This window comes from Pseudomonas sp. ICMP 561, from assembly GCF_002699985.1.
Lineage (GTDB): Bacteria > Pseudomonadota > Gammaproteobacteria > Pseudomonadales > Pseudomonadaceae > Aquipseudomonas > Aquipseudomonas quasicaspiana.
This window is the reverse complement of the sequence record NZ_LKBT01000017.1, coordinates 68920-91263: the sequence shown is the minus strand read 5'-3', so window position 1 is coordinate 91263 and position 22344 is coordinate 68920. Positions and strand designations below refer to the sequence as shown.

Sequence of the window (22344 nt, the reverse complement as noted above, 5' to 3'; positions counted from 1 at the left end):
TATGCTTTTTCATGGACTCGCCCTCGCTGTCGTTGGCTTCTTAAGAATGCCACCGTGGCGCTACTGACGCCTCGGCTTGGGCGAGTCCATCCAATTACGATGAATTCGGTGAAATTTTCGCCGGGTGCAATCGCCGAAGCATTCAGCCTGTGCCAACCATCAAATAGTATTACGATTAAATTTTCAAGTGGCGTTTTATCGGCTATAAATCCTTTTATCACTATTTTAGAGGATGAATAGTCAGACCAATAAACCAAGCTTAGTGAGAACCCGGCCCGCATCGAAGGTTCGGTGCAGCCCTACCACAACAACAAAAAAGGTACATTCAATGAAACCCTCTTCACTGCTCAGCAGCTTCGGACTGTCCTTGATGATCGCCACCCTCACGGCCAACGCGGCCAGCCTTACCAATGAACACAGCGCTTTTGGAAAGACAGCCGATGGCACTGCCGTCGAGAAATACACCCTGCGCAACAGCCATGGCGTAGAAGCCAACATCATTACCTACGGCGCGACCCTGCAATCGCTGCTCCTGCCGGACAAGAACGGCAAGGTGGAGGATGTGGTGCTTGGTTTCGATGATGTGAAAGGCTATCAGGACAACGGAACCGTCTATTTCGGGGCGACCATTGGCCGCTTCGGCAACCGCCTGGCGGATGGCAAGTTCAGCCTTGATGGCAAGACCTATCAGGTGCCACAGAACGACAAGACCAACGCCTTGCACGGCGGCACTCAGGGTTTTGACAAGCGGGTATGGAAAGCCGAACCCAGTAATGAGAATGGCTGGGTGGGCGTAAAACTGACCTATGTGTCACCGGATGGCGAAATGGGCTTCCCCGGCGAGCTGAAGACCGAGGTGACCTATAGCCTCAATGAGAAGAACGAGCTGCGCATCCACTACAACGCCACCACCAACAAGCCCACGGTGCTGAACCTGACCAATCACAGCTACTTCAACCTCGCGGGCGCGGGTAACGGTGATGTACTGAAGCAGGTCGCCACACTGCACGCCTCGCATTACACGCCGGTCAACGAGAAGCTAATTCCCACCGGCGAACTGCCTGCGGTCAAAGGCACGCCTATGGACTTCCTGACGCCTACGGCCATCGGCAAGAACATCAAGGCGGACCATCAGCAATTGAAATATGCCGAGCCGAAACAAGGCGGCTTTGATTTCAACTGGGTACTGGACACCAAAGGCGACGTCAGCAAACTGGCTGCCGAAGTCAGCGACCCGCAATCCGGGCGTCGCCTGCAGTTGTTCACCAGCGAGCCTGGCGTGCAGCTGTATACCGGCAACTTCCTGGACGGCAGCATCCACGGCAAAGGTAGCAAGGTCTACCCGCACTGGGGCGCCTTCACCCTGGAAACCCAGCACTATCCGGACGCGCCGAACCAGCCGAAATTCCAGAGCACACGACTGGATCCGGGCAAGGCGTATACCCAGACGACCGTGTTTAAATTCTTGTAGGCCTACGCAAGTCAAAATGTGAGAGCAGTGCTCTGAATGCAGCCCAAACCAGGCACAGCTCCCACAGGTTATGCGCAATTCCGTAGGACCGGCTTTAGCCGGGAGGGCGTCGGGACAATCACCCAACCTTCTTCGCCGGAAATACTGCTCTCCCGGCTAAAACCAGTCCTACGGAATGAAGGGACACCATAGAATCTCTCAAATGAACCTCGCATTACCCTGACAATCACTTACCCCGCATCGCCGCGACCAACTGGTCAACGTTGTACTTGAACATCTGCACATAGCTGGCCGCTGGCCCATTGGCTGGCGACAGCGCTTCCACATATAACTCGCCACCGGGCTTGGCACCGCTGGCATCGGCGATCTGTTTCACCAGGCGCGGATCACCGGAGTTCTCGAAGAAGTACGCACTGACGTGCTCGGCCTTGATCTGCCGGATCAATTTGCCCACATCTGCCGCCGACGCTTCAGATTCGGTCGAGAATCCCAGAGGCGACAGGAACGTCACACCATACGCATCGCCAAAGTAGCCAAACGCATCATGGGAAGTCAGCACTTTGCGTTGCGCCACCGGGATCGACTGGATTTGTGTCCTCGCATAGCTGTCCAGCGCTTGAAGCTGCTGGGTGTAGCGCTCGCCATTGGCCTTATAAAGACTCGCGCCCGCCGGATCGGCTTTTTCCAGCGCGGCAACGATATTGCGCACGTAGATCACCGCATTGGCAGCGCTGTTCCAGGCGTGGGGATCGGTGATGCGTTCGCCGTCCTCTTCCATACTGCGGGTCTTGATCCCGTTGGACAGCACCACAGGCTCGCCTTTGTAGCCTGATGCCTTGATCAACCGATCCATCCAGCCTTCCAGATGCAATCCGCTGACAAAGGCCAGATCGGCCTTCTTCAACGCTTGGGCGTCAGCCGGGCTGGGCTCGTAGACATGCGGATCGCCGTTGGGGCCGATCAGCGACGTGACATGTACCCGCTCGCCGCCAACGTTCTGCACCATGTCGGCAATGACAGTGAATGAAGCGACGGCTTCCAGCGGTTTGGCCTGGGCCAGAAAGCTAAACGCGGACAGCACAAGGGCTGCCATCGAACTCAACAGCATTGATCGTTTCATGACGTTCCTCTTGAAATCAGTGGGTCAGATGGGATTGGGGAAACAGGCCGCGCAGGATGCCCGTGCGGCCGAACAACAGAGAAAAGCCATAGAAAGCGCTGGCGGTCAGGACGATGGCAGGCCCTGAGGCAACACCCATGTGGTAGGAAATGATCAATCCGATCAGCCCTGACAAGGTGGCAACCAGCGTCGAGATCGCCACCAGCGCGCTCAATGAAGTGGCCCAGAAACGCGCCGCCGTAGCCGGTAGCATCATCATGCCGACCGCCATCAAGGTGCCCAGCGCCTGAAAGCCCGCCACCAGATTGAGCACCACTAACAGCAGAAAAAGTACGTGATACAGGGAGCCACGCCCGCCGACGGCCCGCAGGAATCCGGGGTCAAAACATTCCAGAACCAGTGGCCGATAAATCAGTGCGAGCAGAATCACCGTGAACGAAGCGATGCCGCCGACCATGTAGATCGCGTCGGCATCGATAGCCAGAATGGTGCCGAACAGCACATGCAACAGATCGACGTTGGAGCCGTGCAGGGAAACGATCATCACCCCGGCTGCCAGAGAGGTCAGGTAGAAGCTGGCAAAACTGGCGTCCTCACGCAGCGTCGTCAAACGGCTGACCAGTCCCGACAACAGCGCGACCGCCAGACCTGCGATCAAGCCGCCGATGCCCATGGCAGGCAGCGACAAACCAAAAAACAGAAAGCCCAGTGCGGCGCCTGGCAACACCGCATGACTCATGGCATCGCCCACCAGACTCATGCGCCGCAGCATCAACAAAACGCCCACCGGTCCCGAACCAATGCCCAGCGCCAGACAAGCCACCAGGGCACGGCGCATGAAACCGAACTCGATGAAAGGTTCGATTAATAAGGTGTAGAGGGTCATGATGGCACCCTCAGAGTCCGGACGCGGGACCTGACTCGAATCCGGCTTTCTGTAGGAGTGAGCTTGCTCGCGATGCGGTATACCAGCAAAAAAGTAATCGTCTGACCTGACGCCATCGCGAGCAAGCTCACTCCTACAGGACATCGCACCCCGGGAGAAATCACAGAGCCTTCTCCCCACACAACTCCGCATCTGCACTCCAGAACTCGGCCATGTTTCGCGCCTTGCGCAGGTTTTCGACGTTCAGCACGTCGGCAGTCGCACCCCAGGCAATGGCTTCCCGGGCCATTAACAGGGTTTGCGGAAAGTGCTGCCGGACCTGATCGATGTCATGCAGCACCGCGATGACGGTTCTGCCCTGCCCGTGCCAGACCCGGACGAGCTCCAGCAGGTCACGGGTGGTGCGTGCATCGATCGCGGTGAAGGGTTCGTCGAGCAGAATTACCGCAGCGTCCTGCAGTAACAGCCGGGCGAACAGCACTCGCTGAAACTGCCCGGACGACAGTGAGCCAATGCTACGTGACTCAAAACCTTCCAGCCCGACGGCTTGCAGTGATTCCTGGGTGCGTTTCGCCAGGTCGCGAGTCAGACCACGGAATGCGCCGATACTGCGCCAGGCGCCCATGGCCACGGTGTCCGCCACGCTCAGTGGAAAGCTGCGGTCGATCTCTGCCGCCTGGGGCAGATAACCGAGGGTTTTGGTCACAAGATTGCCGCGGTCGACCCGTCCTGCCGCCGGTTTCAGGGTGCCCGCGATAGCTTTGATCAAGGTCGATTTGCCCGCGCCGTTAGGCCCGACAATCGCCGTCAGGCTACCGGCCTCGAAGCACCCATTAAGGTGATGCACCGCAGCCCGCCGTTCGTAGGCAACGGTGAGATTTTTGAGGGAAATAGCGGCGCTCATGGAATGGCCACCGCCCAGACGATGGCTAGCCACAGAAATATCAGCATGCTCAGGGCGAGCACGACTCGCTTCCATGCCGACTGGGCGAGGACCGAACCGGCGATGGACGGAACACGTGGAGCTTTCATGAATCAGTAACCTGCAACGATTCGTTACAGTATTACATAGCGATCAATCTGAATGTTATGAAATAACATTTATGTTCACTGCCCTCTAATAGCAACAAAGCCCTTTTGCAGATCCTCGATCAGCGCTGCCACATCCTCCAGACCAATGTGCAGGCGCAGCACCGGGTTCAGCGCTTTGTCTGCCAGATTCTTCCGATCACTCAGATCAGCGACGGTAATCAAGCTCTCGTAACCGCCCCACGAGGCGCCCAGTCCGAACAGACTCAAGGCGCCGATGAAAAGGTCCAGTTGAGCAGGATCGGCATTCAGCAGTTCGAACGACAACAAGCCATTGCTGCCACTGAAGTCGCGCTTGAACAACGCGTGATGCGGATGCCCAACCAGCGCCGGATGGAAGACCTTCTTGACCAGAGGTTGCGCCTGTAGCCACTGGGCAATTTCCAGCGCCTGACGCTCATGCACATCCAGCCGCGAGGCCAGTGTCCGGGCGCCGCGCAATACCAGATAAGCATCGTCCGGGCTGACGGTGTTGCCGAAGGTTTCGCTCATCCGTCCCAAAGCGGGCCACACCTCTTTGCGCGTGCAAACGCTGCCCATCACCACATCGCTGTGGCCACAAATGTACTTGGTCAAGGCCATGATCGAGATATCGGCACCCAGCGTCAGTGGCCGATACAGGTAGCCCGAACCCCAGGTGTTGTCCACCGCCAACAGAATGCTCCGGGGTTTGCACAGCGCCGCAATGGCTGGCAGATCGCACAGTTCGTAGAGCAACGAACCCGGCACTTCGGCGTAGACCATTCTGGTGTTGGCTTGCAGCAGACCCTCCAGCCCGCGCCCATCGGCCGGGAAGTAACCGACCTCGATACCGAAAGGGGTGAGAAACTCCGCGGCCAGCCTGCGTACCGGGCCATAGACCGCGTCAGTGAGCAGTACATGATCGCCGGGACGCAGATAGGCCAGAAAGGTTTGCGCCGCAGCCGCCAGACCTGTCGAGAACAGCTTGGTGCGATATCCACCCTCCAGCTCGGTGACCAGGTCTTCCAGCGCGAAACCGGTAGGGTTGCCCCGCGCGCCGTAGCTGAGAACGCGCTCCGTGTCGCGACGCTTACGGATGTCGCGCATCTGACTGAGGCTGTCGAACAGCACGGTGCTCATTCGTGTGACCGGAACATTGACGGCGCGCCCGCCGCTGCCCTTTTCAGTACGCGCGGCGTGAATCAGCCGCGTACGCACATAAGGGTCAGCCAGCGGACGCTCAGGCTTTTTTGCGTGCAAAGGCTTCAGGCTGTTGATTTCCTGTTCCGTCATCTGCGCCAGCAAGCCGATTTCCCAGGCCAGATACTGACGTGCGGCGTCCTTGTTGCCGGAGTGCCGATCGTGGGTAAAAAACAGGAAGTCGATGCACTGCGCGTCGGCCAGCGCTGCGGCGTTCTCTACCAGCGGCAAGCCCGCTGCTTGCCAGGCCGCCAAACCACCCTCCAGTAACCGAACGTTTGCGCGTTGCGCCTCAGGCAATTCCAGCACAGCCAGCTGTGCGACTTCCGGGCTGTCGGCCACTAACACCAGTGGTCGCGCTTCATCAGCCACCGCGTTCGCCAGCAGCGGACGAATCGACCAGCGCGAGCCTTGGACGTGCGCCTTGCGGAAGCCGGTGCTTGGGCGCAAATCAACGAGGGCAATGGCGTCATCCTTCAAGGCATCGGATGCAGCCGTCGCCTTGATGGTCGGTAACGGCGAAGCGTTCAAGCCCGGCGAGACGGGCAACGCCAGACCACTGCTGATGCCGTCCGCCAGCACATAAGCCTGATGCCCCAACTGGCGCAGCCAGCCGGCAACGATTGGCGCACGGATGCCGTCGGAATCGATCAGCACGATGCGCGCATGGCGCACGCCGATGTACAAGTCAGTTGACTGAATCAACTGACCGCCCGGCGTATGTTGCGCACCCGGCAACGTCGCCGCAGCAAACTCTTCAGCAGTGCGCACGTCACACAGGAACAGACTGCGGCTTTGATCTTCCGCCCATCTGACAACCTGATCGGCGCTGACCGTTTCTACACCGGCTTTTTGCGCCAGTGCCTGAGCGGCTTCGCGCTGTTTGCCGAGGGATTCCACCGCAACCTGATCGGGATACCGCCGAGCGCTGCCATGTTCCAGTTGCAGGTCAGCGAGGTACCAGCCTTGAGTGCCATTTTCCAAGGCGTAGACCGGGTTTTTCACGCCCAGATCGATCAGCGTCTGTGCACCGATGATGCTACGGGTGCGACCCGCGCAGTTCACGACAATCGGTGTGGTTTCGTCGTTAATCAGCGCAGGCAGCCGATAGCCCAGTTCGCCATTAGGGCAGCAGATGGAGCCGGGAATGGTCATCTTGCGGTATTCGTCGAATGGCCGACCGTCGAGCACCAGCAACGGCTCGCCACGAGCCTGCCATTGGGCCAGTTCGTTGGCGCTTATGTGCGGCGTATGACTGGCCTCTTCCACCAGTTCGCCAAATGCCTTGGACGGCACGTGCACACCGGCAAACAGCTGCAAACCCGCCGCCTGCCAGCCATCGGCGCCGCCTTGCAGGATAGATACCTGCTGATAACCCAGCGCGGCAAGACGAGCGGCAGCGCGTGGAGCGACGTCACTGCCGGTCTGGTCATAAATCACCAGACGCACAGCTGGATTGGGAGCCAGACGCGGCGCTTCGATTTCCAGACGGCTGTAGGGCAGATTCTGCCCATGGAACAAATGCGCCTCGCCGTACTGACCGTGCTCGCGCACATCAAACAGGGCAATTTCCTGCCCGTCGAAAAGCCACTGTTGAAGTTGCGCTAGTGTGATGGTTTGGCTCATGGAATCTCACAAATTGTTGTATTGATGCAGGACCTGTTGGAGCGGTGCTGCTCTCGAGTGAGCAGAGGACCTGAGCAGACTGTGTGGGAGCGGTGCTTGCCCGCGATACATGAGACGTGGATATAAGTCACACCGCGCCATTATTTATCGCACACACCAACTGCCGGTTAACCGATTACCCAGCCCTGCCACAGGCACGCAGACGGAGCACATCAATCACGCGTAAGCCTTGATCGAAGGTTCCATCTGCGAGGCGTTGTAATTCAGCACGCGGCCCTCTTCGTTCACACCAAACCGGCCGTTCAACGACTCCAGCGGGCGGCCATATAAATGGAAATGCAGGGTCGGCGTTTCACCGTCGACGCGAATGCCGTGCAGGTCTTCGCCGAGAAAACCTATCGGTGTACCTGGCTGCACCACGACTTCTTTTTCCAGCTCAAGTCTGGCGTATTCCGGGTTGCTGCCGTCGTCGGTGCGTCCCCAGACGTAGTTGATTTCCTGACCTTGCACAGCAACGATCACTGCCCACGTCTCATGGTTGTGAGGCAAGGTTTTTTTACCGGGCAGCAGCGAGTTCATGTACAGCGTTGGCGTCTCGCCGTCGTCGTTCAGGCGATAGCGAAAAGCCGTCGAACCCGCGCCAGGCACCGGCGAGGGAAACGTGTCGAAGTTGAACAGGTCATGGCGAGTGGCAAGGCCTTCCAGCAATGCGATGATTTCCTGCAACGCCGCCCGGTCTACGCCGCGGTCGTTGATCACACGCACTTGCTGCAAAAGGGTTTCGATGGCTTCGGCACGGTTTTCAATGGTCATAAATACTCCTGGGTTAACTCTTGAACTGAAATGTTTCCCCTGTGGGAGCTGGGCTTGCCCGCGATATGCGTTGCCTGTATCGCGGGCAAGCCTAGCTCCTATCAAACAAGAAATAACTACCTGATCTGGAATGCATTTTCTGTAGGAGTGAGCTTGCTCGCGATAGCTTCAGCACAGGCAATATATACATCGACCAACAGATCGAATCGCGAGCAAGCTCACTCCTACAGGTCCCGTGTTTGCTGCGCGACAGCGTGGTGTCAGCGACACCGGGGCAGCTCCCACATGGAAAAGAATTTCAAATCAAAACAGTTTGGGGTTCCTCTTACAGCCTCAAACAGAAATGCTGTACCGGCTCAGATTGCTCAACACATACGGGTCATTCTGTGCCGCCGGACGTCGACCGGAATCACCCAGTGCATGACGCAGAAACTCCTGGGTACGCTCGCTCACCGGCCGCTGGAAAATCTGCTCGGCGCTGCCGTGCTCAACGATCAGGCCGTTCTCGGTGAAATACACCACGTCGCTGATTTCTTCCGCGAAGCGCATTTCGTGGGTGACCAGCACGCAGGTCATGCCCTCCTCCGTCAGCTCACGGATCACGGTCAGCACTTCGCCGACCGTTTCCGGGTCCAGGGCCGAGGTCACTTCATCAAACAGGATCAGTTCAGGCCGCATGGCCAACGCCCGGGCAATCGCCACACGCTGCTGCTGACCGCCGGACAATTGACCGGGATAAGCATCCGCCTTGTGTTCCATGCGAACCTTGGCCAGCAGCGCGCGAGCCTGTTGCTCGGCCTCGGCACGGCTGACACCCAGCACTTTGCGCGGGGCAATGACCAGGTTCTCCAGTACCGACAAATGCGGGAACAGGTTGTATTGCTGAAACACAAAGCCAACCCGTTTGCGCAGCTCGATGCGGTCGGCCTCGGTGGCCAGCTTGTTGACCTCAGTCGCACCAACCTGGATGGTGCCGCGCTGGGTCTGTAGCAAACCGGTAATGCAACGCAGGATGGTCGATTTGCCCGAGCCTGAAGGGCCGATGATCGACACTGCCTGACCTCGTTGCACTTCCAGGTCGATACCTTTGAGCACGTGATTGGTACCGAACGACAAATGCAGATCGCGCAGGCTGACCAGAGGGCTGGACGCTGTATCAGTAGAAGGCATAACGGCGCTCCAGACGTTGAGTCAAACGGGAAATCGGATAGCAGTAGGCGAAAAACAACGCCAACAGGCTCAGGTAAATCAGCACCGTGAACCCGGTCTGATTAACGGTATTACTGGCGATCTGCGCCGTATCTATTACGTCATGCACACCCACCAGCGATGCCAGTGCAGTGCCCATAGTGATGACCGCATAGAGGTTCATCCACGGCGGCAACATGCGCTTGAAACACTGCGGCAAAATGATTGAAGTGAAAATCTGCCAGCGGGTGAACGCCAGTGAACGCGCGGCCTCCCACTGGGTGCTGGGGATCGAACCAATCGCACCGCGGAAGATTTCCGCGACGTTGGCGCTGGCAGGCAAAGCCAGGCCGATAGTGACCTTGACCCAGTCGGGAAACGAAATGTACGAGCTGCCGATATGAATCTCGAACGGGAATACGTACGTGGTGAAATAGATCAATACCAGCCAGGGCGCATTGCGGAAAATCTGCACCCAGATCCGCGCGGGCAGACGCAATATCCAGCTGGGCGACAAGGCCAGCGCACCGATCAACAGCCCGGCGACGGTGCCCAGGCCAATCGCGACAAGGCTGATCAGAATGTTCTGTCCAAAGCCCTTGGCCAACGCGGGCGACCATTGCATCAACGCCATGAACACCGGGCTTTGCGGCGCAGCGAGGATCAGCCAGGCAACTGCAGCGACGAGCAGCGCAAGCTTGCCCATATGGCGGCGCGGCCAGGCCAGCGGCACCGCCACAGTGGAAGAATCAGTGGCCATAACCGGGCATCCTCAGGCGCGCTTCAAGGGCGCGGCCTACACAATTGACGACGAAACTCAGCAAGCCGAAAAACGACAGAATCAGAATCATCAACTCCAGCACGTTGTCGCTCTGGGTCCAGATCATGATTGCCGCGTAGGTGATATCGCCGACGGCAATGGCCGACGCCACTGCGGTCATCTTCACCAGATCAATCAGGTTGTTGATCAGTGATGGCAAGGCAAACCGCAACGCCAATGGCAGTTGCACATTCCACAGCAACTGACGACTGCTGAATGCCAGCGAGCTGGCGGCTTCCATGGTCACCGACGGCACCGCTTCAATACCGGCGCGCAATGCTTCGGCATGGAACGCGCCCTTGTGCAGGGAAATCACGATCACCACCCAGGCAAACGGCGTCAGCGGGTTCGCCGCACCGACCGCTTGAGTGAGCAACATGTTCAGCACCAGGAACGCGCAATACAGTTGCACCAGCGTCGGCGTGTTGCGGGTCACTTCAATGAAAACCCGTGCGGGTGTAGCCAGATACGCTTTGCCCGACGTCAGCATCGCCGCCAACACCACCCCGACCAGCAAACTGCCAACGATGGTGAATGCGCACAGCAACAGCGTGGTCAGCGCTCCGTCCACCATGGATCCGCGCTGATAGGCGTCGAGCAAAAAGTTGTAGTTGAGCCCGAACCCGGCGGCCCAGTGAACGAACAGTTCCAGCCAATGACTCATGCGGGGACCTCGCTGTGCAGACGGGCGCAGGCCGCTGCGATGCGACGTCCGGCCTCGGCAACACTGGCCGTTGCAGTCGCAATCGACAGCCGAAACCAGGGCGACAGCCCATAGGCGCTTCCGGCCACGCCTGCAACGCCGGACTCAAGCAACCAGTCGACCACATCGGCATCGCTATCAATGCGCTGGCCGTCCGGACGATAACGACCGAGCAAACCGGCACAGCGGACAAACACAAAGAACCCACCTTGCGGCTCCAGCACCTGTAAGCCATCCACATCGCGCAACGCAGCAACCAGCAGATCACGACGCTGGTGATAGGCGGCGACCTGTTCCGGCAGGAAACCCAAGCCGCCTTCAAATGCCGCCAGTGCCGCGGCCTGGCCGACCGACGATGCGCCGGAGGTGGACTGGGACTGGACGACAGTCATCGCGGTCGTCAGTGTTTGCGGACCCGCGCCAAAGCCGATGCGCCAACCAGTCATGGCATAAGTCTTGGAAACCCCACCCACCAGCAAGCAGCGCGATTGCAGGTCAGGCGCGACGTTAAGCAGGTTCAACGCCTGGCGGTCATCAAAACGAATGTGTTCATACAGCTCGTCGAGCAGCACAAGGACCTGAGGATGGCGGCGCAACACCTCGGCCAGCGCCAGCAACTCGGCTTCGCTGTAGACCGCGCCGCTTGGGTTGCCAGGACCATTGAGGATCAGCCAGCGGGTGCGCTCGGTGATGTGGTTTTCCAGCTGGGCCGGCGTCAGTTTGCAGCCCTGTTCCAGCGGGCATTCGATGAACACCGGTTCGCCACCGCTGAAACGCACGCTATCCGGAAACGACGGCCAGTACGGCACAGGGACCAGCACTTCATCACCGTCATCCAGGGTCGCAGCGAAGGCGTTATAGATAATCTGCTTGGCGCCATTGGCGATCACGATGGAAGGTAGCGCGTAGTCCAGGCGATTTTCCCGCTGCAGTTTGCGTTGCACAGCATCGCGCAAGGCTTTTACGCCGGGGGTCGCCGTGTATTTGGTGTCGCCCGCCGCAATCGCCGCACAGGCGGCCTGTTTGATGTGTTCCGGGGTATCGAAATCTGGCTCGCCCGTTGTCAGATCGAGAATATCGACTCCGGCCTCGCGCAAAGCGGTGACACGGGATTTGGCGGCGGCATTGGCCGACAGCGTGACGCGTTGCACGCGTTTTGACAGACGCACGCTCATGGCGCTTCTCCCTGTTCGCCAACCACCAGAACTTTGCCGGGGTTAAGCAGGTTTTTCGGGTCCAGCGCCTGCTTGATGCGACGCATCAGGTCCAGTTCCACCGGGCTTTTGTAGTGAGTGAGCATCTGCAACTTGCGCTGACCAATGCCATGTTCGGCACTGATCGAGCCGCCGAAGGCATGAGCACTGTCATGCACCAGCGCACTCAGGGCGGCGTAATTAGCCATATGCGCCTCAACCGTCGAACCCAGCGGATGGGCCACGTTGTAATGCAGGTTGCCGTCGCCCAGATGGCCGAAGGTGAAGTTGCGCACGCCGGGAAAGTGTTCCTGCAGCAAAGCATCGGTGTGAGCAACGAACTCCACCACACGTGAGATCGGCACAGAGATATCATGCTTCATGTTGCGACCGGCGCGTTTCTGCGCGTCACTCATGTTCTCGCGCAGCAACCACAGGGCTTCGCTCTGGGCGAGGCTTTCGGCGATCAGGGCATCGGCCAGCAAATCGCTTTCGAATGCAGCACCCAACACCCCTTCAAACGATTGTCGGGCATGGCTTTCGCTGTGGTTATCAGACAGTTCAAGCAGTGCAAACCAGGGTTGCGCGGCGTTGGAAAACGGCTTTGGACCGTCCGGAAACTGCTCGCGCAACAACGCCAGGCAATCAGCCGTCAGCAACTCGAAAGCCGTCAGGCTTGCGCCAAATCCGGCGCGGGCACGGGACAGGAAGCTGACGGCCTGCGCCAGCGACTCAAAGGCCAGGAAAGCTGTCGCCTGAGCCTTGGGCAGAGGAAACAGTTTCAAGGTCGCGGCCGTGATAATGCCCAGGGTGCCTTCGCTGCCAATGTACAGATCGCGCAGGTCGTAGCCGGTGTTGTCCTTACGCAAACCGCGCAGGCCATGCCAGATTTCGCCTTCGGCAGTCACCACTTCCAGACCCAGGGTCAACTCGCGGGTATTGCCATAACGCAGCACCGCGGTGCCACCTGCGTTGGTGCCCAGATTGCCGCCGATGGTGCAACTGCCCTCTGCGCCCAGACTGAGCGGAAACAGACGGTCCACATTGCGCGCCACGTGCTGCAGGTTTTGCAGGATGCAACCGGCTTCAACCGTGAAGGTGTCGTTATCGGTGTCCACCTCACGCACCCGATTCAGGCGATCGAGCAACACCAGCACTGCCCTGCCACTGGCATCGGGTGTCGCCGCGCCCATCAACCCGGTGTTGCCGCCTTGCACCACAATCGGCGCTTGATGCGCAACACACAAACGCACAACCGCTGCGACTTGTTCGGTATCGGCGGGATGCACGATAGCCACGGCCCGCCCGACATAACTGCCCTGCTTGTCGGTCAGTTGCGGCACGGCGTCTTCACCGCTCTGCACATGGCTGGCGCCCAGCAGTTGCTGCAACGCCTCGAACAGGGCTGCACTCATTGCTTGACGGCCAACGGTGCGGCGTTACGGAATTTCTCGTGCAGGTCGCGCAAGGCCTGGGAAGGTGCCATCCCGGTGCGTTCGCCGACTTCGATCAACCAGCCGCTGCGGTGCCAGTCACGCACAATGGCGTCGAGTCTGGCTTGCACGTCATGTTCGCCCTTGCGGATCCAGATCACCGAGTTGGACGGGATCAGGTCGGTAGGCAAAGGGGTTGAGTAATCGGCCCACTCCTCTTCGCCGAGCAGTGCATGCATGGTGGGGCTGACATGGACTGCCGCAACACAACCGTTGCCGCGCAACGACAACAGCGATTCGGACTGGCTGCGGAACGCCTTGATTTGCGCGCCGTAGGTTTCCTGCAATGGTTTGATAAAGTTGCTGCCCTGGGACACGCACACCGGCTTGCCCTTGAGGTCCTCCCACTTGCTGATTCCCGCGTCTTTGCGAATCAGTGCTGCACCGCCGACTTCTTCATAAGGGGTCGGCACATAATCGAGAATCCCGGCACGCTCATCGGTGTACTGCATGTTGGCGATCAGCAGATCAACCTTGCCCTGCTGCAGGAATTGCACACGATTGGGGGCCAGCACGGAGACGGTTTCCAGCTCGACGCCCAACTGTTTGGCAATGCCTTTGGCCAGTTCGACGTTGTAGCCCTGATGCGCGCCGGTGGCTGGGTCAATAGTGCCGAATGGCGGGCCGCTGAGAATCACACCGATGCTGATCTTGTGACGATGCTGAATCTTGTCCAGTGTCGCGTCGGCATGGGCAAGCCCGGCGCAGAGCACCAGCCCGAGGGCTGTGAGGGTTTTGCGGGTGAAGAAGGTGTTCATGGGAAGTCCTTACGAAACACTGGACCTGTACAGACTGTGTGAAAACGTAGCGAGCGACGGCAAGACAAGGCAAAAACAGGCGAAAAAGCGGAGTCTAGGTGTTCTAAATGAGCATTTTTCGCCTGTTTTTAACGCAGTATTGCCGAGCGCAGTAGTTTTCACACAGTCTGCATAGGAGCGCGCTTGCCCGCGATTGGGTTATCAAGTCAAAGCTGCTTCGCGCTGCCCCGGCACTATCGCGGGCAAGCGCGCTCCTACAGGATGGTAGCGAGATCAGATACCGTCAGCCCTTGAACTGCGCATGCAGCTCAACCAGCGCAGGCGATGCCGGGGTGATGTTGTGGCGCTTCTCGGCCTCGATCAGAAAGCCGGTGCGGTGCCAGTCCTTGACGATGGCATCCAGCCTGGCTTGGGTGTCGGTTTCGCCCTGACGGGTCCAGATCACGGACGGTGCGGGATTGAGTTCTGGCGCGATGGCGCGGTAGTCCTTCCACTCAGGATTGCTGGTCAACAACGGATTGATCAGGGTGGAGTCATGAACCGCGGCTACGCAGTTGTTGCCACGCAGCGCCAGTAGCGATTCCGAAGAGCTTTTGAACGCCTTGAGCTCGGCACCGAACTCGGTTAGCGGCTTGACGTAGCTGCTGCCCTGAGAGGTGCACACCGGCTGACCTTTGAGGTCTTGCCAGGTATTGATCTTGCTGTCTTTCAGCACCGCTGCCGTACCGCCAACCCGATAGAAAGGCGTCGGCACCGACCCCAGGATCTGGCCACGCTCAGCGGTCCATTCCATGTTGGCGATCAACAGATCCACCTTGCCCTGCTGCAGGAACTGCACGCGGTTGGCGGGCAGGACCGACACCAGTTCGACTTCTGCGCCAAGACGACGGCCGATGTCTTCGGCCAGATCGACGTTCAGCCCTTTTGGCTTCTGGCTGGACGGATCGATAGAACCGAACGGCCCACCGGAAAGCAGAACCCCCACCACGACCTTGTGCCGGGCTTCAATTTTGTCCAGCGTTGCATCGGCCTGGGCCAGGCCGCTGACCGCGAACGAAACCAGAGCGCTCAGCATGATGGGCATAAAACGAGAAACTGGCGTGCGAGTGGTCGGCATAATCATTCCCTGTTAATGGTCGGCGTACCCCGACACTGATGTGTGGGCATCCTAGGTAGCGGCAACAATTAACGGAAATTCAAATATCAAATATGGTTATAACTTTCTGTATTCCAGCTTTAAGCAAAAACGCTATAAGCTCGTAAAACGGGCCTCTTATGGAGTTTCTGAAAAATAACGACCGACATTACATAAAAATACGTAATGTATTGAGCTGTCTGATTGATATGAATCGAGCCATATCCCCATGCTGAACAATCCGCCCAACACGACACTTGATCTGGAATTGCTGCGCACCTTCATTGCCGTGGCTGACCACAACAGCTTTGCTGAAGCCGGAGCCCGACTGGCACGTACACAATCATCCGTGACCCAGCACATGCAGCGTCTGGAGCAGCAAGTGGGAGTCAGTCTGTTCCAGAAACAGGGCCGTCAGAAACAGCTCACCGAGCCAGGTCGCCAGTTGTTGCGTCATGCCCGGCAAATGTTGTCGCTCAATGACGAAGCGCTCAATTCCCTGCGCGAAGACAGCCTGAGTGGCGTGCTGCGCATAGGCTCACCTCACGATATCGCCGATACGATTTTGCCGCCGATTCTCAGCCACATCGCACGCTCGGCACCGCGTCTTCGGGCTGGAAATCGACGTCGGCCGCAGCCCGTTTCTGATGGATGATCTACATCGCGGCAAGGTGGACCTGGTCATTTCCACTCGCGAAGATCCGGACCTTGAAGGCTTTGCCTTGCGCACGTCGCCGGTCTGGTGGATCTGTTCTGCGGGGTACATTCACGAGCCGGGCGAGCCGCTGCCGCTGATCCTGATAGATGAGCCGAGCATTTACCGACGTTATGCGCTGGAAGCCCTTGAGCGCGCCAATATCCCCTGGCGTCAGGCGTATCTGGCATCCAACCTGATCGGCGTCAAGGCCGCCACTCGCGCGGGACTGGGTGTGACGGCACGAAGCATGGAAATGCTCGGCCCGGACATGCGCGTCCTGGGTGAGAACGACGGTCTGCCGCGCCTGCCGGACGTGACCTACCACCTGTGGATCAGGCCAAACACAGTTAATCCGCTGGCACGCCGGGCTTATGAACTGATTCGGGGGAGTCAGGGGTTGTAATGCGCTTCCGAGAGGAATTTTTACTCATCTGAATTGAAATGCAATCCCACTCGCTCCCACAGAACCTACGCAGTCTCGTAGGACCGGCTTTAGCCGGGAGGAAGTCGGGAAGTTCGCTAAATTTTCTTTGGCGACATACCGCTCTCCCGGCTAAAGCCGGTCCTACAAGATCAAGAGCACGCTTGCAGGCAAACATAGAATCTCCCACATACGATCCTGCGCCAATTCAAATAATGTAATGGCCTCAAGCCAACCATCTATTCACCCGACCGCAGGACATTGCGTCCCACGCCTGAACCCTATACTGTACATACAAACAGTATCGGAGTTTCCCATGCAGCTGATCGACAAGCTCAGCATCCTTGCTGACGCCGCCAAGTATGACGCGTCATGCGCCAGCAGCGGTGCACCCAAGCGCAGTTCGGAGGGTAAGACCGGGCTGGGTTCGAGCAACGGCATGGGTATCTGCCACAGCTATACGCCTGATGGACGCTGTGTTTCACTACTGAAAATCCTGCTGACCAACTTCTGTCTTTACGACTGCCAATACTGCGTCAATCGCCGCTCCAGCGACGTACCCCGTGCCCGCTTCAGCCCCGAAGAAGTGGTCACCCTGACACTGGATTTTTATCGACGTAATTGTGTCAGCGGACTGTTCCTCAGTTCCGGAATCATTCGTTCGTCCGACTACACCATGGAACAGTTGATCGAAGTGGCGCGTCAACTGCGGGAGGTCCATGAGTTTCGTGGCTATATCCACCTCAAGACCATCCCGGACGCTGACCCGGCACTGATCGAAATGGCCGGCCGTTACGCGGATCGTCTTAGCGTCAACATCGAATTGCCCACCGATGACGGCTTGAAAACCCTGGCACCGGAAAAAAACGTCGTCACCATCAAACAGGCGATGAAGACCATCCACACCGGACAGCAAACCATCCTCAATGAGCCGCGTGCGCCGCGCTTCGTACCTGCCGGGCAAAGCACGCAAATGATCGTCGGCGCTGACGAGACCGACGACAGTACCATTCTCACCAGCGCCGAATCCCTGTACGGCAATTACGGCCTGCGCCGGGTCTACTACTCCGCGTTCAGCCCCATCCCCAACAGCCCGAAAAGTGTCCCGTTGGCCGCCCCGCCACTGATGCGCGAGCACCGTCTGTATCAGGCGGATTTCCTGCTGCGTGGCTATGGCTTCAAGGTCAAGGAGCTGTTTCAGGGCGCCGGTGATCTGGCACTGGACATCGACCCGAAACTGGCCTGGGCCCTGAACAACCGCAGCCTGTTCCCCATGGACCTCAACCGCGCCGACGCTTCACAGATTGCGCGAATCCCAGGCATCGGTATCCGCACCACCAACCGTTTGCTGGAGCTACGCCGTCAGCGTCGAATCCGCTACGAAGACCTGACACGCATGCGCTGTGTACTGGCCAAGGCCAAACCGTTCATCATTACCTGCGACTATCACCCGACTCAGGCAGAGAGCAGCAGCGAGTCATTGCACATGTTGTTGCGCGACCGCCCAGCTCCGCAGCAAATGGGGTTATGGGGATGATTTGCCTGGATTGCGACGACCTGTTCGACAACTGGCGACAGCAGGCACGCTGGCTGCTCAGCCATGAAGTCGATCCAAGTCAGGTGAGCTGGAAATCCAGCGACGGCAGCGACCTGTTTGGCTCTGATCACAGTTACCCGGAACAGCAAGGTCCGTTTCAGGCCCGGATCCCGCTGGCCCTTCTGCAGTTGCTGGAAAGCGCCTCACAATTTCGCGGCGATCAGCGCTGGAGCCTGTTGTATGAGGTGCTTTGGCGTGTCAGCCATGGGGATCGCACCGCGATGCTGGCAGGCGACAAACTGGGTAGCGAGCTGCATCGACGCATCAAGCAAGTCAGCCGGGAAGCCCATCATCTGCACGCATTTCTGCGTTTTGTTGCACTGCCCGAATCTGAGCTGCCAGCGCAATTTGCGCAGCCGCAATACGTCGCGTGGCACGAACCTGCTCACGACATCCTGCACAGCGCCAGTCAGCATTTTATCGGCCGTATGGGGCAGCATCGGTGGATGATTGCCACACCCAAAGACGGGGTCTACTACGACGGCCAGCAGTTGATCCATCAGCGTGTCTGCCCGCCTGCCTGGCAACAACTGGCGCGCAACGCCGAGGATCCGGGTGGGGAGCTGTGGCTGACCTATTACAGTCACATCTTCAACCCGGCACGCCTGAACCCCAAGGTCATGGAAGGCCACTTTCCAAGCCGCTTCTGGAAAAACCTGCCTGAAGGTCCTTTAATTCCTGCTTTAATCAGTGAGGCGAGAACCGGCAAACAGCGTGACGGTCAGGCCAGTCAAGTCGCCGCGAGACCCGGCAAGCGTATCGCACGCGGTCCGGGAGTCGCCCCGTCCTAGAGCGCTACACCGTTCATCAGTTGCTATCAAAGCCTTCAAACATCAAGACCTTCTTGGTAATCTGCGACACGCTTCAAACAACTACCTTCTCATCGAAGTGGATCAGCATCAGGAAATCACCAAATGGAAGGCATGGGCATAAGACTCAAGTTGGAAAGAAAGCGTCTCGATCTTTCTCAGCGAGACCTGGGTTTGGTTGGCGGAGTTGAAGCCAATGCTCAAGGGCTTTACGAACGAGGCAAGCGCTTTCCCAATGCCGAATACCTCAGAGCGGTTGCGAAGGCCGGGGTCGATGTTTTGTATGTCATTACCGGTTCCCGGGAGTTACTGGCCATCGACTCCATTTCCGCAGGCGAGTCGAAAGTGTTAACCGAGCTGGACGGTTTACCTCTGGATGTACAGGAAGACATCAAACGCTTGATCAGCACTCTTTCCGTGTCTGAAGAGCAAGCCGTTAAATCCTGATGGTTTTTTACTGCCGAGCACGGCGGCAATAACCTGCAAACTAACCCGCTGAATGGAACATAGTCAGTGGGAACGACTTTAACCGGTGCACCAAAGCCGGTCCCATCGGGTTGTTTCGCACATTAGTTGCGGGCCAACATGGCGGCCCGATAGTAAAGTCTCATTCCAGTTCTACCCCACCCTCAATACACGTCACCACCTCGCCGCCAATCCAGATGTCGTCACCAAGACGCTGCACGTAAACCCGACCTTGCCTGCCCAGCACCGTGCCCTGACTGACCACATAGCTGTCCTCTGCCAGCCCGGCACTCAACAACCATTGCGCGATACCGGCATTGAGGCTCCCGGTCACCGGATCTTCAGGCATGCCGTCACCCGGGATGAATGCTCGGACTTCAAATTGAGCTTCCTCCCCATCGAGTAGCGGATCCCAAGGCGCGAACACACCAATCGCCAGACCGCCCAACTGCGCATAATCCGGTTTCAGCGCCAGTACGCTGGCTCTGTCCGCGAGCCTGAGTGCTAACCATCCAGCACCGTTATCAACCCAGCGGGCGTCAAGAATCGCACCGTCAGCCAGCCCCATTCCGACGCGAATCCGCTCCAGCAACCCAGCCTCGACCGGCTCAGAACGCAACAACGCGGGTGCAGTAAACGCCAGTTGTTTGCCCTGGCGACGAATCCGCACCAAACCTATGCCGCATTCCTGAATGATTTCCTCCCCTTTAGGCTGCCCGCCACTCTCCAGCCAGGCATGGCAACTGCCCAGCGTCGGGTGCCCGGCGAACGGCAACTCATACTGCGTGGTGAAGATCCGCAGTCGATAATCCGCCTCGGGATGCTGGGGCTTAAGCACAAAAGTGGTTTCACTCAGGTTGGTCCAGTGGGCGAACGCGGCCATGGTTGATTCGCTGAGTGCGTCAGCCTCAAGCACCACGGCCAGCGGGTTGCCCTTGAGGGCATGCCGACTGAATACATCAACCTGTTTGAACGAATAACGACTCATCACTGCCCACTCTGAAAACGCCAAGGCGGCGAGACTCTCATTTCAAACCGGGCAAGGTAAAGCCCGGAAAAAACTGTTGCATAAAAATCGCGAGCAACTGTAGCGCAGCCTGTCCGGCGCGATCCGCTAACGTCAGCGAACGATATCAATGAAAGGAAGCAGCCCATGATCGACCTTCAGACACTGTCTTTATTCTGCGGCGCGGTGATGCTTCTGTTGATCACACCGGGGCCGAATATGGCGTTTGTCATGAGCCACGGTTTTACTTATGGGTGGCGCGGCGGTCTGGCCGTTTCGCTGGGGATCGGCGCCGCGGATATCGTGCTGACGATACTGACCGCAACCGGGGTGACCGGTCTCGTCGCGGCATGGCCGCCGTCTTTCGACATCATTCGTTATGTCGGCGCGGTCTACCTGTTGTGGATGGCCTGGAAAGCCCTGCAAGGCGGCAAGCCGGGCAAAAACGTCATCGATAACAAGGTTTCGCTGAGAACAGTGTTCGTCAGGTCGATGCTCAACAGCTTGCTCAATCCCAAGGGACTACTGTTTTTTATCGTTTTCCTGCCGCAATTCGTGACGCCTTCCAACGGCATGATCGCCCAACAACTGATCGTGCTCGGCCTGGTGCTGACGATAATTGCGTTTGTCTTCCATGCCGTACTGGGTGCCTTTGGCAGCACCATCAATCGTTGGTTTGCGGGCAAAGAACGGTTAGGAAAGCTACAACACAGAGTGCTTGCAGCGGTGCTGACCCTGATGGCCGTGCGCCTGATGGTCATGTCCAGACCGTGAATCTGTTGTAGAGGGCACCATTCAAGCATCCGCCGGGTCAGATACAACTCACGCCACGCGGAGAACCCATCATGCTGGACAGCCCATCCACCGCCCCGGTCGAAACGCTTTACACGCTCATGGCGCAAAAACGTTTTGTGGTCCTGACCGGGGCAGGCATCAGCACACCGTCGGGTATTCCTGATTACCGGGATACCGACGGTGTAAGGCGCGGCAAGGCACCGATGATGTTCCAGGAGTTTCTCGGCTCACCTGAAGCGCGGCGACGCTATTGGGCGCGGGCGATGCTGGGCTGGCCGCGGGTGCGGATTGCTCAACCCAATGCGGCGCATCGCGCTTTGGCGACGCTGCAATCTCATCGCTACATTAGCGGTTTGATCACGCAAAACGTCGATACGCTACATGATCAGGCTGGCAGCACTGACGTCGTCGAGCTACATGGCAGCCTGCACCGGGTGCTGTGCCTGGACTGCGGCGAGCGCTTTGATCGCGCCGCGATTCAGCAATTGATGGAAGCGCAGAATCCCTACCTGGCAGGCGTTGACGCGGTGCAGGCGCCAGATGGCGATACCTTGCTCGACCCCGCATTCGAGACGCGTTTTCAGGTACCACATTGCCCGCACTGCAATGGCCAGCGCCTCAAGCCCGATGTGGTGTTTTTCGGCGAAAACGTTGCGCCGCCTACCGCTGCACAAGCTTTGGCAAATGTGACCCATGCTGACGGCTTGCTGGTAGTGGGCTCGTCACTGATGGCTTACTCCGCATTCCGCCTGTGCAAGACCATAAGCGAGCAAGGCAAGCCACTGATTGCCATCAACATCGGCAAGACACGCGCCGATGAACTGCTGGATCTGAAGATTGAGATGTCGTGCGAGATATTGTTGCCGGAGTTGGTGGAGCGGTTGGTCGGGCACAGAGATACCTGATGCCTGCAATTACCTGTGGAAGATTCTATGTTGGCCTGCAGGCTTGATCTTGTAGGACCGACTTTAGTCGGGAGAGCGGTATTGCCGGCAAAAGACGTTTAGCGAATATTCCGAAGCCCTCCCGGCTAAAGCCGGTCCTACGGATTTATGCAGAACCTGTGGGAGGCTTGCCTGTGATATGCGTTGCCTGTAT

21 protein-coding genes and 1 pseudogene are annotated in these 22344 nt (G+C 58.3%); 8 read left to right on the top strand and 14 right to left on the bottom strand.

What is annotated here, in order from left to right:
* Nucleotides 1-240 (top strand): hypothetical protein (locus tag AO242_RS29550; RefSeq protein WP_218927842.1); only part of this gene is annotated, 240 nt, incomplete at its 5' end.
* A gap of 88 nt (nt 241-328) precedes the next feature.
* On the top strand, nt 329-1471 hold the full coding sequence (locus AO242_RS15030; protein ID WP_099269336.1) for an aldose epimerase family protein: 1143 nt from the start codon (nt 329-331) through the stop codon (nt 1469-1471).
* Between the two features lie 226 nt (nt 1472-1697).
* On the opposite strand, the gene AO242_RS15025 is transcribed toward AO242_RS15030, so the two are convergent.
* The 13 genes from AO242_RS15025 to AO242_RS14970 all read right to left on the bottom strand — a co-directional run bounded on the left by AO242_RS15025 (nt 1698) and on the right by AO242_RS14970 (nt 15438).
* On the bottom strand, nt 1698-2591 hold the full coding sequence (locus AO242_RS15025; protein WP_099269335.1) for a metal ABC transporter substrate-binding protein: 894 nt from the start codon (nt 2589-2591) through the stop codon (nt 1698-1700).
* A 16-nt stretch (nt 2592-2607) separates the two neighbouring features.
* Entirely contained in the window at nt 2608-3477 is an 870-nt protein-coding gene (locus tag AO242_RS15020; RefSeq protein ID WP_027902015.1) for a metal ABC transporter permease, read from the bottom strand.
* 160 nt (nt 3478-3637) lie between these two features.
* Nucleotides 3638-4381: a metal ABC transporter ATP-binding protein gene (locus tag AO242_RS15015; protein WP_099269334.1), complete on the bottom strand. Its 744-nt coding sequence runs from the start codon at nt 4379-4381 to the stop codon at nt 3638-3640.
* The gene (locus AO242_RS29730) at nt 4378-4509 is read right to left on the bottom strand and encodes a hypothetical protein (protein ID WP_255878800.1); all 132 of its coding nucleotides are present in this window, start codon (nt 4507-4509) and stop codon (nt 4378-4380) included. Before AO242_RS29730 ends, AO242_RS15015 begins: the two co-directional genes overlap by 4 nt.
* Nucleotides 4510-4584: 75 nt before the next feature.
* Nucleotides 4585-7353 (bottom strand): cystathionine beta-lyase, encoded by a 2769-nt coding sequence (gene metC / locus AO242_RS15010; RefSeq protein WP_099269333.1) that lies wholly within the window; start codon nt 7351-7353, stop codon nt 4585-4587.
* Between the two features lie 216 nt (nt 7354-7569).
* A complete protein-coding gene (locus AO242_RS15005; protein WP_099269332.1) occupies nt 7570-8166 on the bottom strand; it encodes a cysteine dioxygenase in 597 nt (198 codons plus the stop codon).
* A 333-nt stretch (nt 8167-8499) separates the two neighbouring features.
* Entirely contained in the window at nt 8500-9336 is an 837-nt protein-coding gene (locus AO242_RS15000) for an amino acid ABC transporter ATP-binding protein (RefSeq protein WP_027898429.1), read from the bottom strand.
* Nucleotides 9323-10114, bottom strand: a complete 792-nt coding sequence (locus tag AO242_RS14995) for an amino acid ABC transporter permease (RefSeq protein WP_099269331.1) — start codon at nt 10112-10114, stop codon at nt 9323-9325. The genes AO242_RS15000 and AO242_RS14995 overlap by 14 nt, the downstream gene beginning before the upstream one ends.
* Nucleotides 10104-10838: an amino acid ABC transporter permease gene (locus tag AO242_RS14990; protein WP_099269330.1), complete on the bottom strand. Its 735-nt coding sequence runs from the start codon at nt 10836-10838 to the stop codon at nt 10104-10106. Before AO242_RS14990 ends, AO242_RS14995 begins: the two co-directional genes overlap by 11 nt.
* Nucleotides 10835-12052: an aminotransferase class I/II-fold pyridoxal phosphate-dependent enzyme gene (locus AO242_RS14985; protein WP_099269329.1), complete on the bottom strand. Its 1218-nt coding sequence runs from the start codon at nt 12050-12052 to the stop codon at nt 10835-10837. The genes AO242_RS14990 and AO242_RS14985 overlap by 4 nt, the downstream gene beginning before the upstream one ends.
* Nucleotides 12049-13485, bottom strand: coding sequence for an FAD-binding oxidoreductase (locus tag AO242_RS14980; protein WP_099269328.1), 1437 nt, complete (start codon nt 13483-13485; stop codon nt 12049-12051). The genes AO242_RS14985 and AO242_RS14980 overlap by 4 nt, the downstream gene beginning before the upstream one ends.
* On the bottom strand, nt 13482-14321 hold the full coding sequence (locus AO242_RS14975) for a transporter substrate-binding domain-containing protein (RefSeq protein WP_099269327.1): 840 nt from the start codon (nt 14319-14321) through the stop codon (nt 13482-13484). The genes AO242_RS14980 and AO242_RS14975 overlap by 4 nt, the downstream gene beginning before the upstream one ends.
* 283 nt (nt 14322-14604) lie before the next feature.
* Nucleotides 14605-15438: a transporter substrate-binding domain-containing protein gene (locus tag AO242_RS14970; protein ID WP_099269326.1), complete on the bottom strand. Its 834-nt coding sequence runs from the start codon at nt 15436-15438 to the stop codon at nt 14605-14607.
* Nucleotides 15439-15685: 247 nt separating this feature from the next.
* Here AO242_RS14970 and AO242_RS14965 point away from each other — a divergent pair.
* The 4 genes and pseudogenes from AO242_RS14965 to AO242_RS14950 all read left to right on the top strand — a co-directional run bounded on the left by AO242_RS14965 (nt 15686) and on the right by AO242_RS14950 (nt 19427).
* Nucleotides 15686-16556, top strand: a pseudogene (locus tag AO242_RS14965) (LysR substrate-binding domain-containing protein).
* Between the two features lie 334 nt (nt 16557-16890).
* Nucleotides 16891-18111: a putative DNA modification/repair radical SAM protein gene (locus AO242_RS14960; RefSeq protein WP_027902755.1), complete on the top strand. Its 1221-nt coding sequence runs from the start codon at nt 16891-16893 to the stop codon at nt 18109-18111.
* Entirely contained in the window at nt 18102-18962 is an 861-nt protein-coding gene (locus tag AO242_RS14955) for a TIGR03915 family putative DNA repair protein (RefSeq protein WP_176560631.1), read from the top strand. Before AO242_RS14960 ends, AO242_RS14955 begins: the two co-directional genes overlap by 10 nt.
* 123 nt (nt 18963-19085) lie before the next feature.
* Nucleotides 19086-19427, top strand: coding sequence for a helix-turn-helix domain-containing protein (locus AO242_RS14950; protein WP_099269325.1), 342 nt, complete (start codon nt 19086-19088; stop codon nt 19425-19427).
* Between the two features lie 160 nt (nt 19428-19587).
* Here the strand turns inward: AO242_RS14950 and AO242_RS14945 are convergent, their stop codons facing one another.
* Nucleotides 19588-20433: a PhzF family phenazine biosynthesis protein gene (locus AO242_RS14945; protein WP_099269342.1), complete on the bottom strand. Its 846-nt coding sequence runs from the start codon at nt 20431-20433 to the stop codon at nt 19588-19590.
* A gap of 165 nt (nt 20434-20598) precedes the next feature.
* On the opposite strand from AO242_RS14945, the gene AO242_RS14940 reads away from it, so the two are divergent.
* Both AO242_RS14940 and AO242_RS14935 read left to right on the top strand, forming a co-directional pair.
* Nucleotides 20599-21225, top strand: coding sequence for a LysE family translocator (locus AO242_RS14940; protein ID WP_099269324.1), 627 nt, complete (start codon nt 20599-20601; stop codon nt 21223-21225).
* A gap of 71 nt (nt 21226-21296) precedes the next feature.
* Nucleotides 21297-22151 carry an NAD-dependent protein deacetylase gene (locus AO242_RS14935; RefSeq protein ID WP_099269323.1) on the top strand — a complete coding sequence of 285 codons (855 nt, stop codon included), beginning with the start codon at nt 21297-21299 and terminating at the stop codon, nt 22149-22151.
* Nucleotides 22152-22344 lie beyond the last annotated feature (193 nt).

What these genes read in the sequence shown, in the direction of transcription:
- AO242_RS14955 (WP_176560631.1), top strand. Translation starts at nt 18,102, where the DNA reads ATGGGGATGATTTGCCTGGATTGCGACGACCTGTTCGACAACTGGCGA.
- AO242_RS14950 (WP_099269325.1), top strand. Translation starts at nt 19,086, where the DNA reads ATGGAAGGCATGGGCATAAGACTCAAGTTGGAAAGAAAGCGTCTCGAT.
- metC (WP_099269333.1), bottom strand. Translation starts at nt 7,353, where the DNA reads ATGAGCCAAACCATCACACTAGCGCAACTTCAACAGTGGCTTTTCGAC.
- AO242_RS14980 (WP_099269328.1), bottom strand. Translation starts at nt 13,485, where the DNA reads ATGAGTGCAGCCCTGTTCGAGGCGTTGCAGCAACTGCTGGGCGCCAGC.
- AO242_RS14995 (WP_099269331.1), bottom strand. Translation starts at nt 10,114, where the DNA reads ATGGCCACTGATTCTTCCACTGTGGCGGTGCCGCTGGCCTGGCCGCGC.
- AO242_RS15030 (WP_099269336.1), top strand. Translation starts at nt 329, where the DNA reads ATGAAACCCTCTTCACTGCTCAGCAGCTTCGGACTGTCCTTGATGATC.
- AO242_RS15005 (WP_099269332.1), bottom strand. Translation starts at nt 8,166, where the DNA reads ATGACCATTGAAAACCGTGCCGAAGCCATCGAAACCCTTTTGCAGCAA.
- AO242_RS14940 (WP_099269324.1), top strand. Translation starts at nt 20,599, where the DNA reads ATGATCGACCTTCAGACACTGTCTTTATTCTGCGGCGCGGTGATGCTT.
- AO242_RS14985 (WP_099269329.1), bottom strand. Translation starts at nt 12,052, where the DNA reads ATGAGCGTGCGTCTGTCAAAACGCGTGCAACGCGTCACGCTGTCGGCC.
- AO242_RS15015 (WP_099269334.1), bottom strand. Translation starts at nt 4,381, where the DNA reads ATGAGCGCCGCTATTTCCCTCAAAAATCTCACCGTTGCCTACGAACGG.
- AO242_RS15025 (WP_099269335.1), bottom strand. Translation starts at nt 2,591, where the DNA reads ATGAAACGATCAATGCTGTTGAGTTCGATGGCAGCCCTTGTGCTGTCC.
- AO242_RS14990 (WP_099269330.1), bottom strand. Translation starts at nt 10,838, where the DNA reads ATGAGTCATTGGCTGGAACTGTTCGTTCACTGGGCCGCCGGGTTCGGG.
- AO242_RS29730 (WP_255878800.1), bottom strand. Translation starts at nt 4,509, where the DNA reads ATGAAAGCTCCACGTGTTCCGTCCATCGCCGGTTCGGTCCTCGCCCAG.
- AO242_RS15000 (WP_027898429.1), bottom strand. Translation starts at nt 9,336, where the DNA reads ATGCCTTCTACTGATACAGCGTCCAGCCCTCTGGTCAGCCTGCGCGAT.
- AO242_RS14935 (WP_099269323.1), top strand. Translation starts at nt 21,297, where the DNA reads ATGCTGGACAGCCCATCCACCGCCCCGGTCGAAACGCTTTACACGCTC.
- AO242_RS14975 (WP_099269327.1), bottom strand. Translation starts at nt 14,321, where the DNA reads ATGAACACCTTCTTCACCCGCAAAACCCTCACAGCCCTCGGGCTGGTG.
- AO242_RS14960 (WP_027902755.1), top strand. Translation starts at nt 16,891, where the DNA reads ATGCAGCTGATCGACAAGCTCAGCATCCTTGCTGACGCCGCCAAGTAT.
- AO242_RS14945 (WP_099269342.1), bottom strand. Translation starts at nt 20,433, where the DNA reads ATGAGTCGTTATTCGTTCAAACAGGTTGATGTATTCAGTCGGCATGCC.
- AO242_RS14970 (WP_099269326.1), bottom strand. Translation starts at nt 15,438, where the DNA reads ATGCCGACCACTCGCACGCCAGTTTCTCGTTTTATGCCCATCATGCTG.
- AO242_RS15020 (WP_027902015.1), bottom strand. Translation starts at nt 3,477, where the DNA reads ATGACCCTCTACACCTTATTAATCGAACCTTTCATCGAGTTCGGTTTC.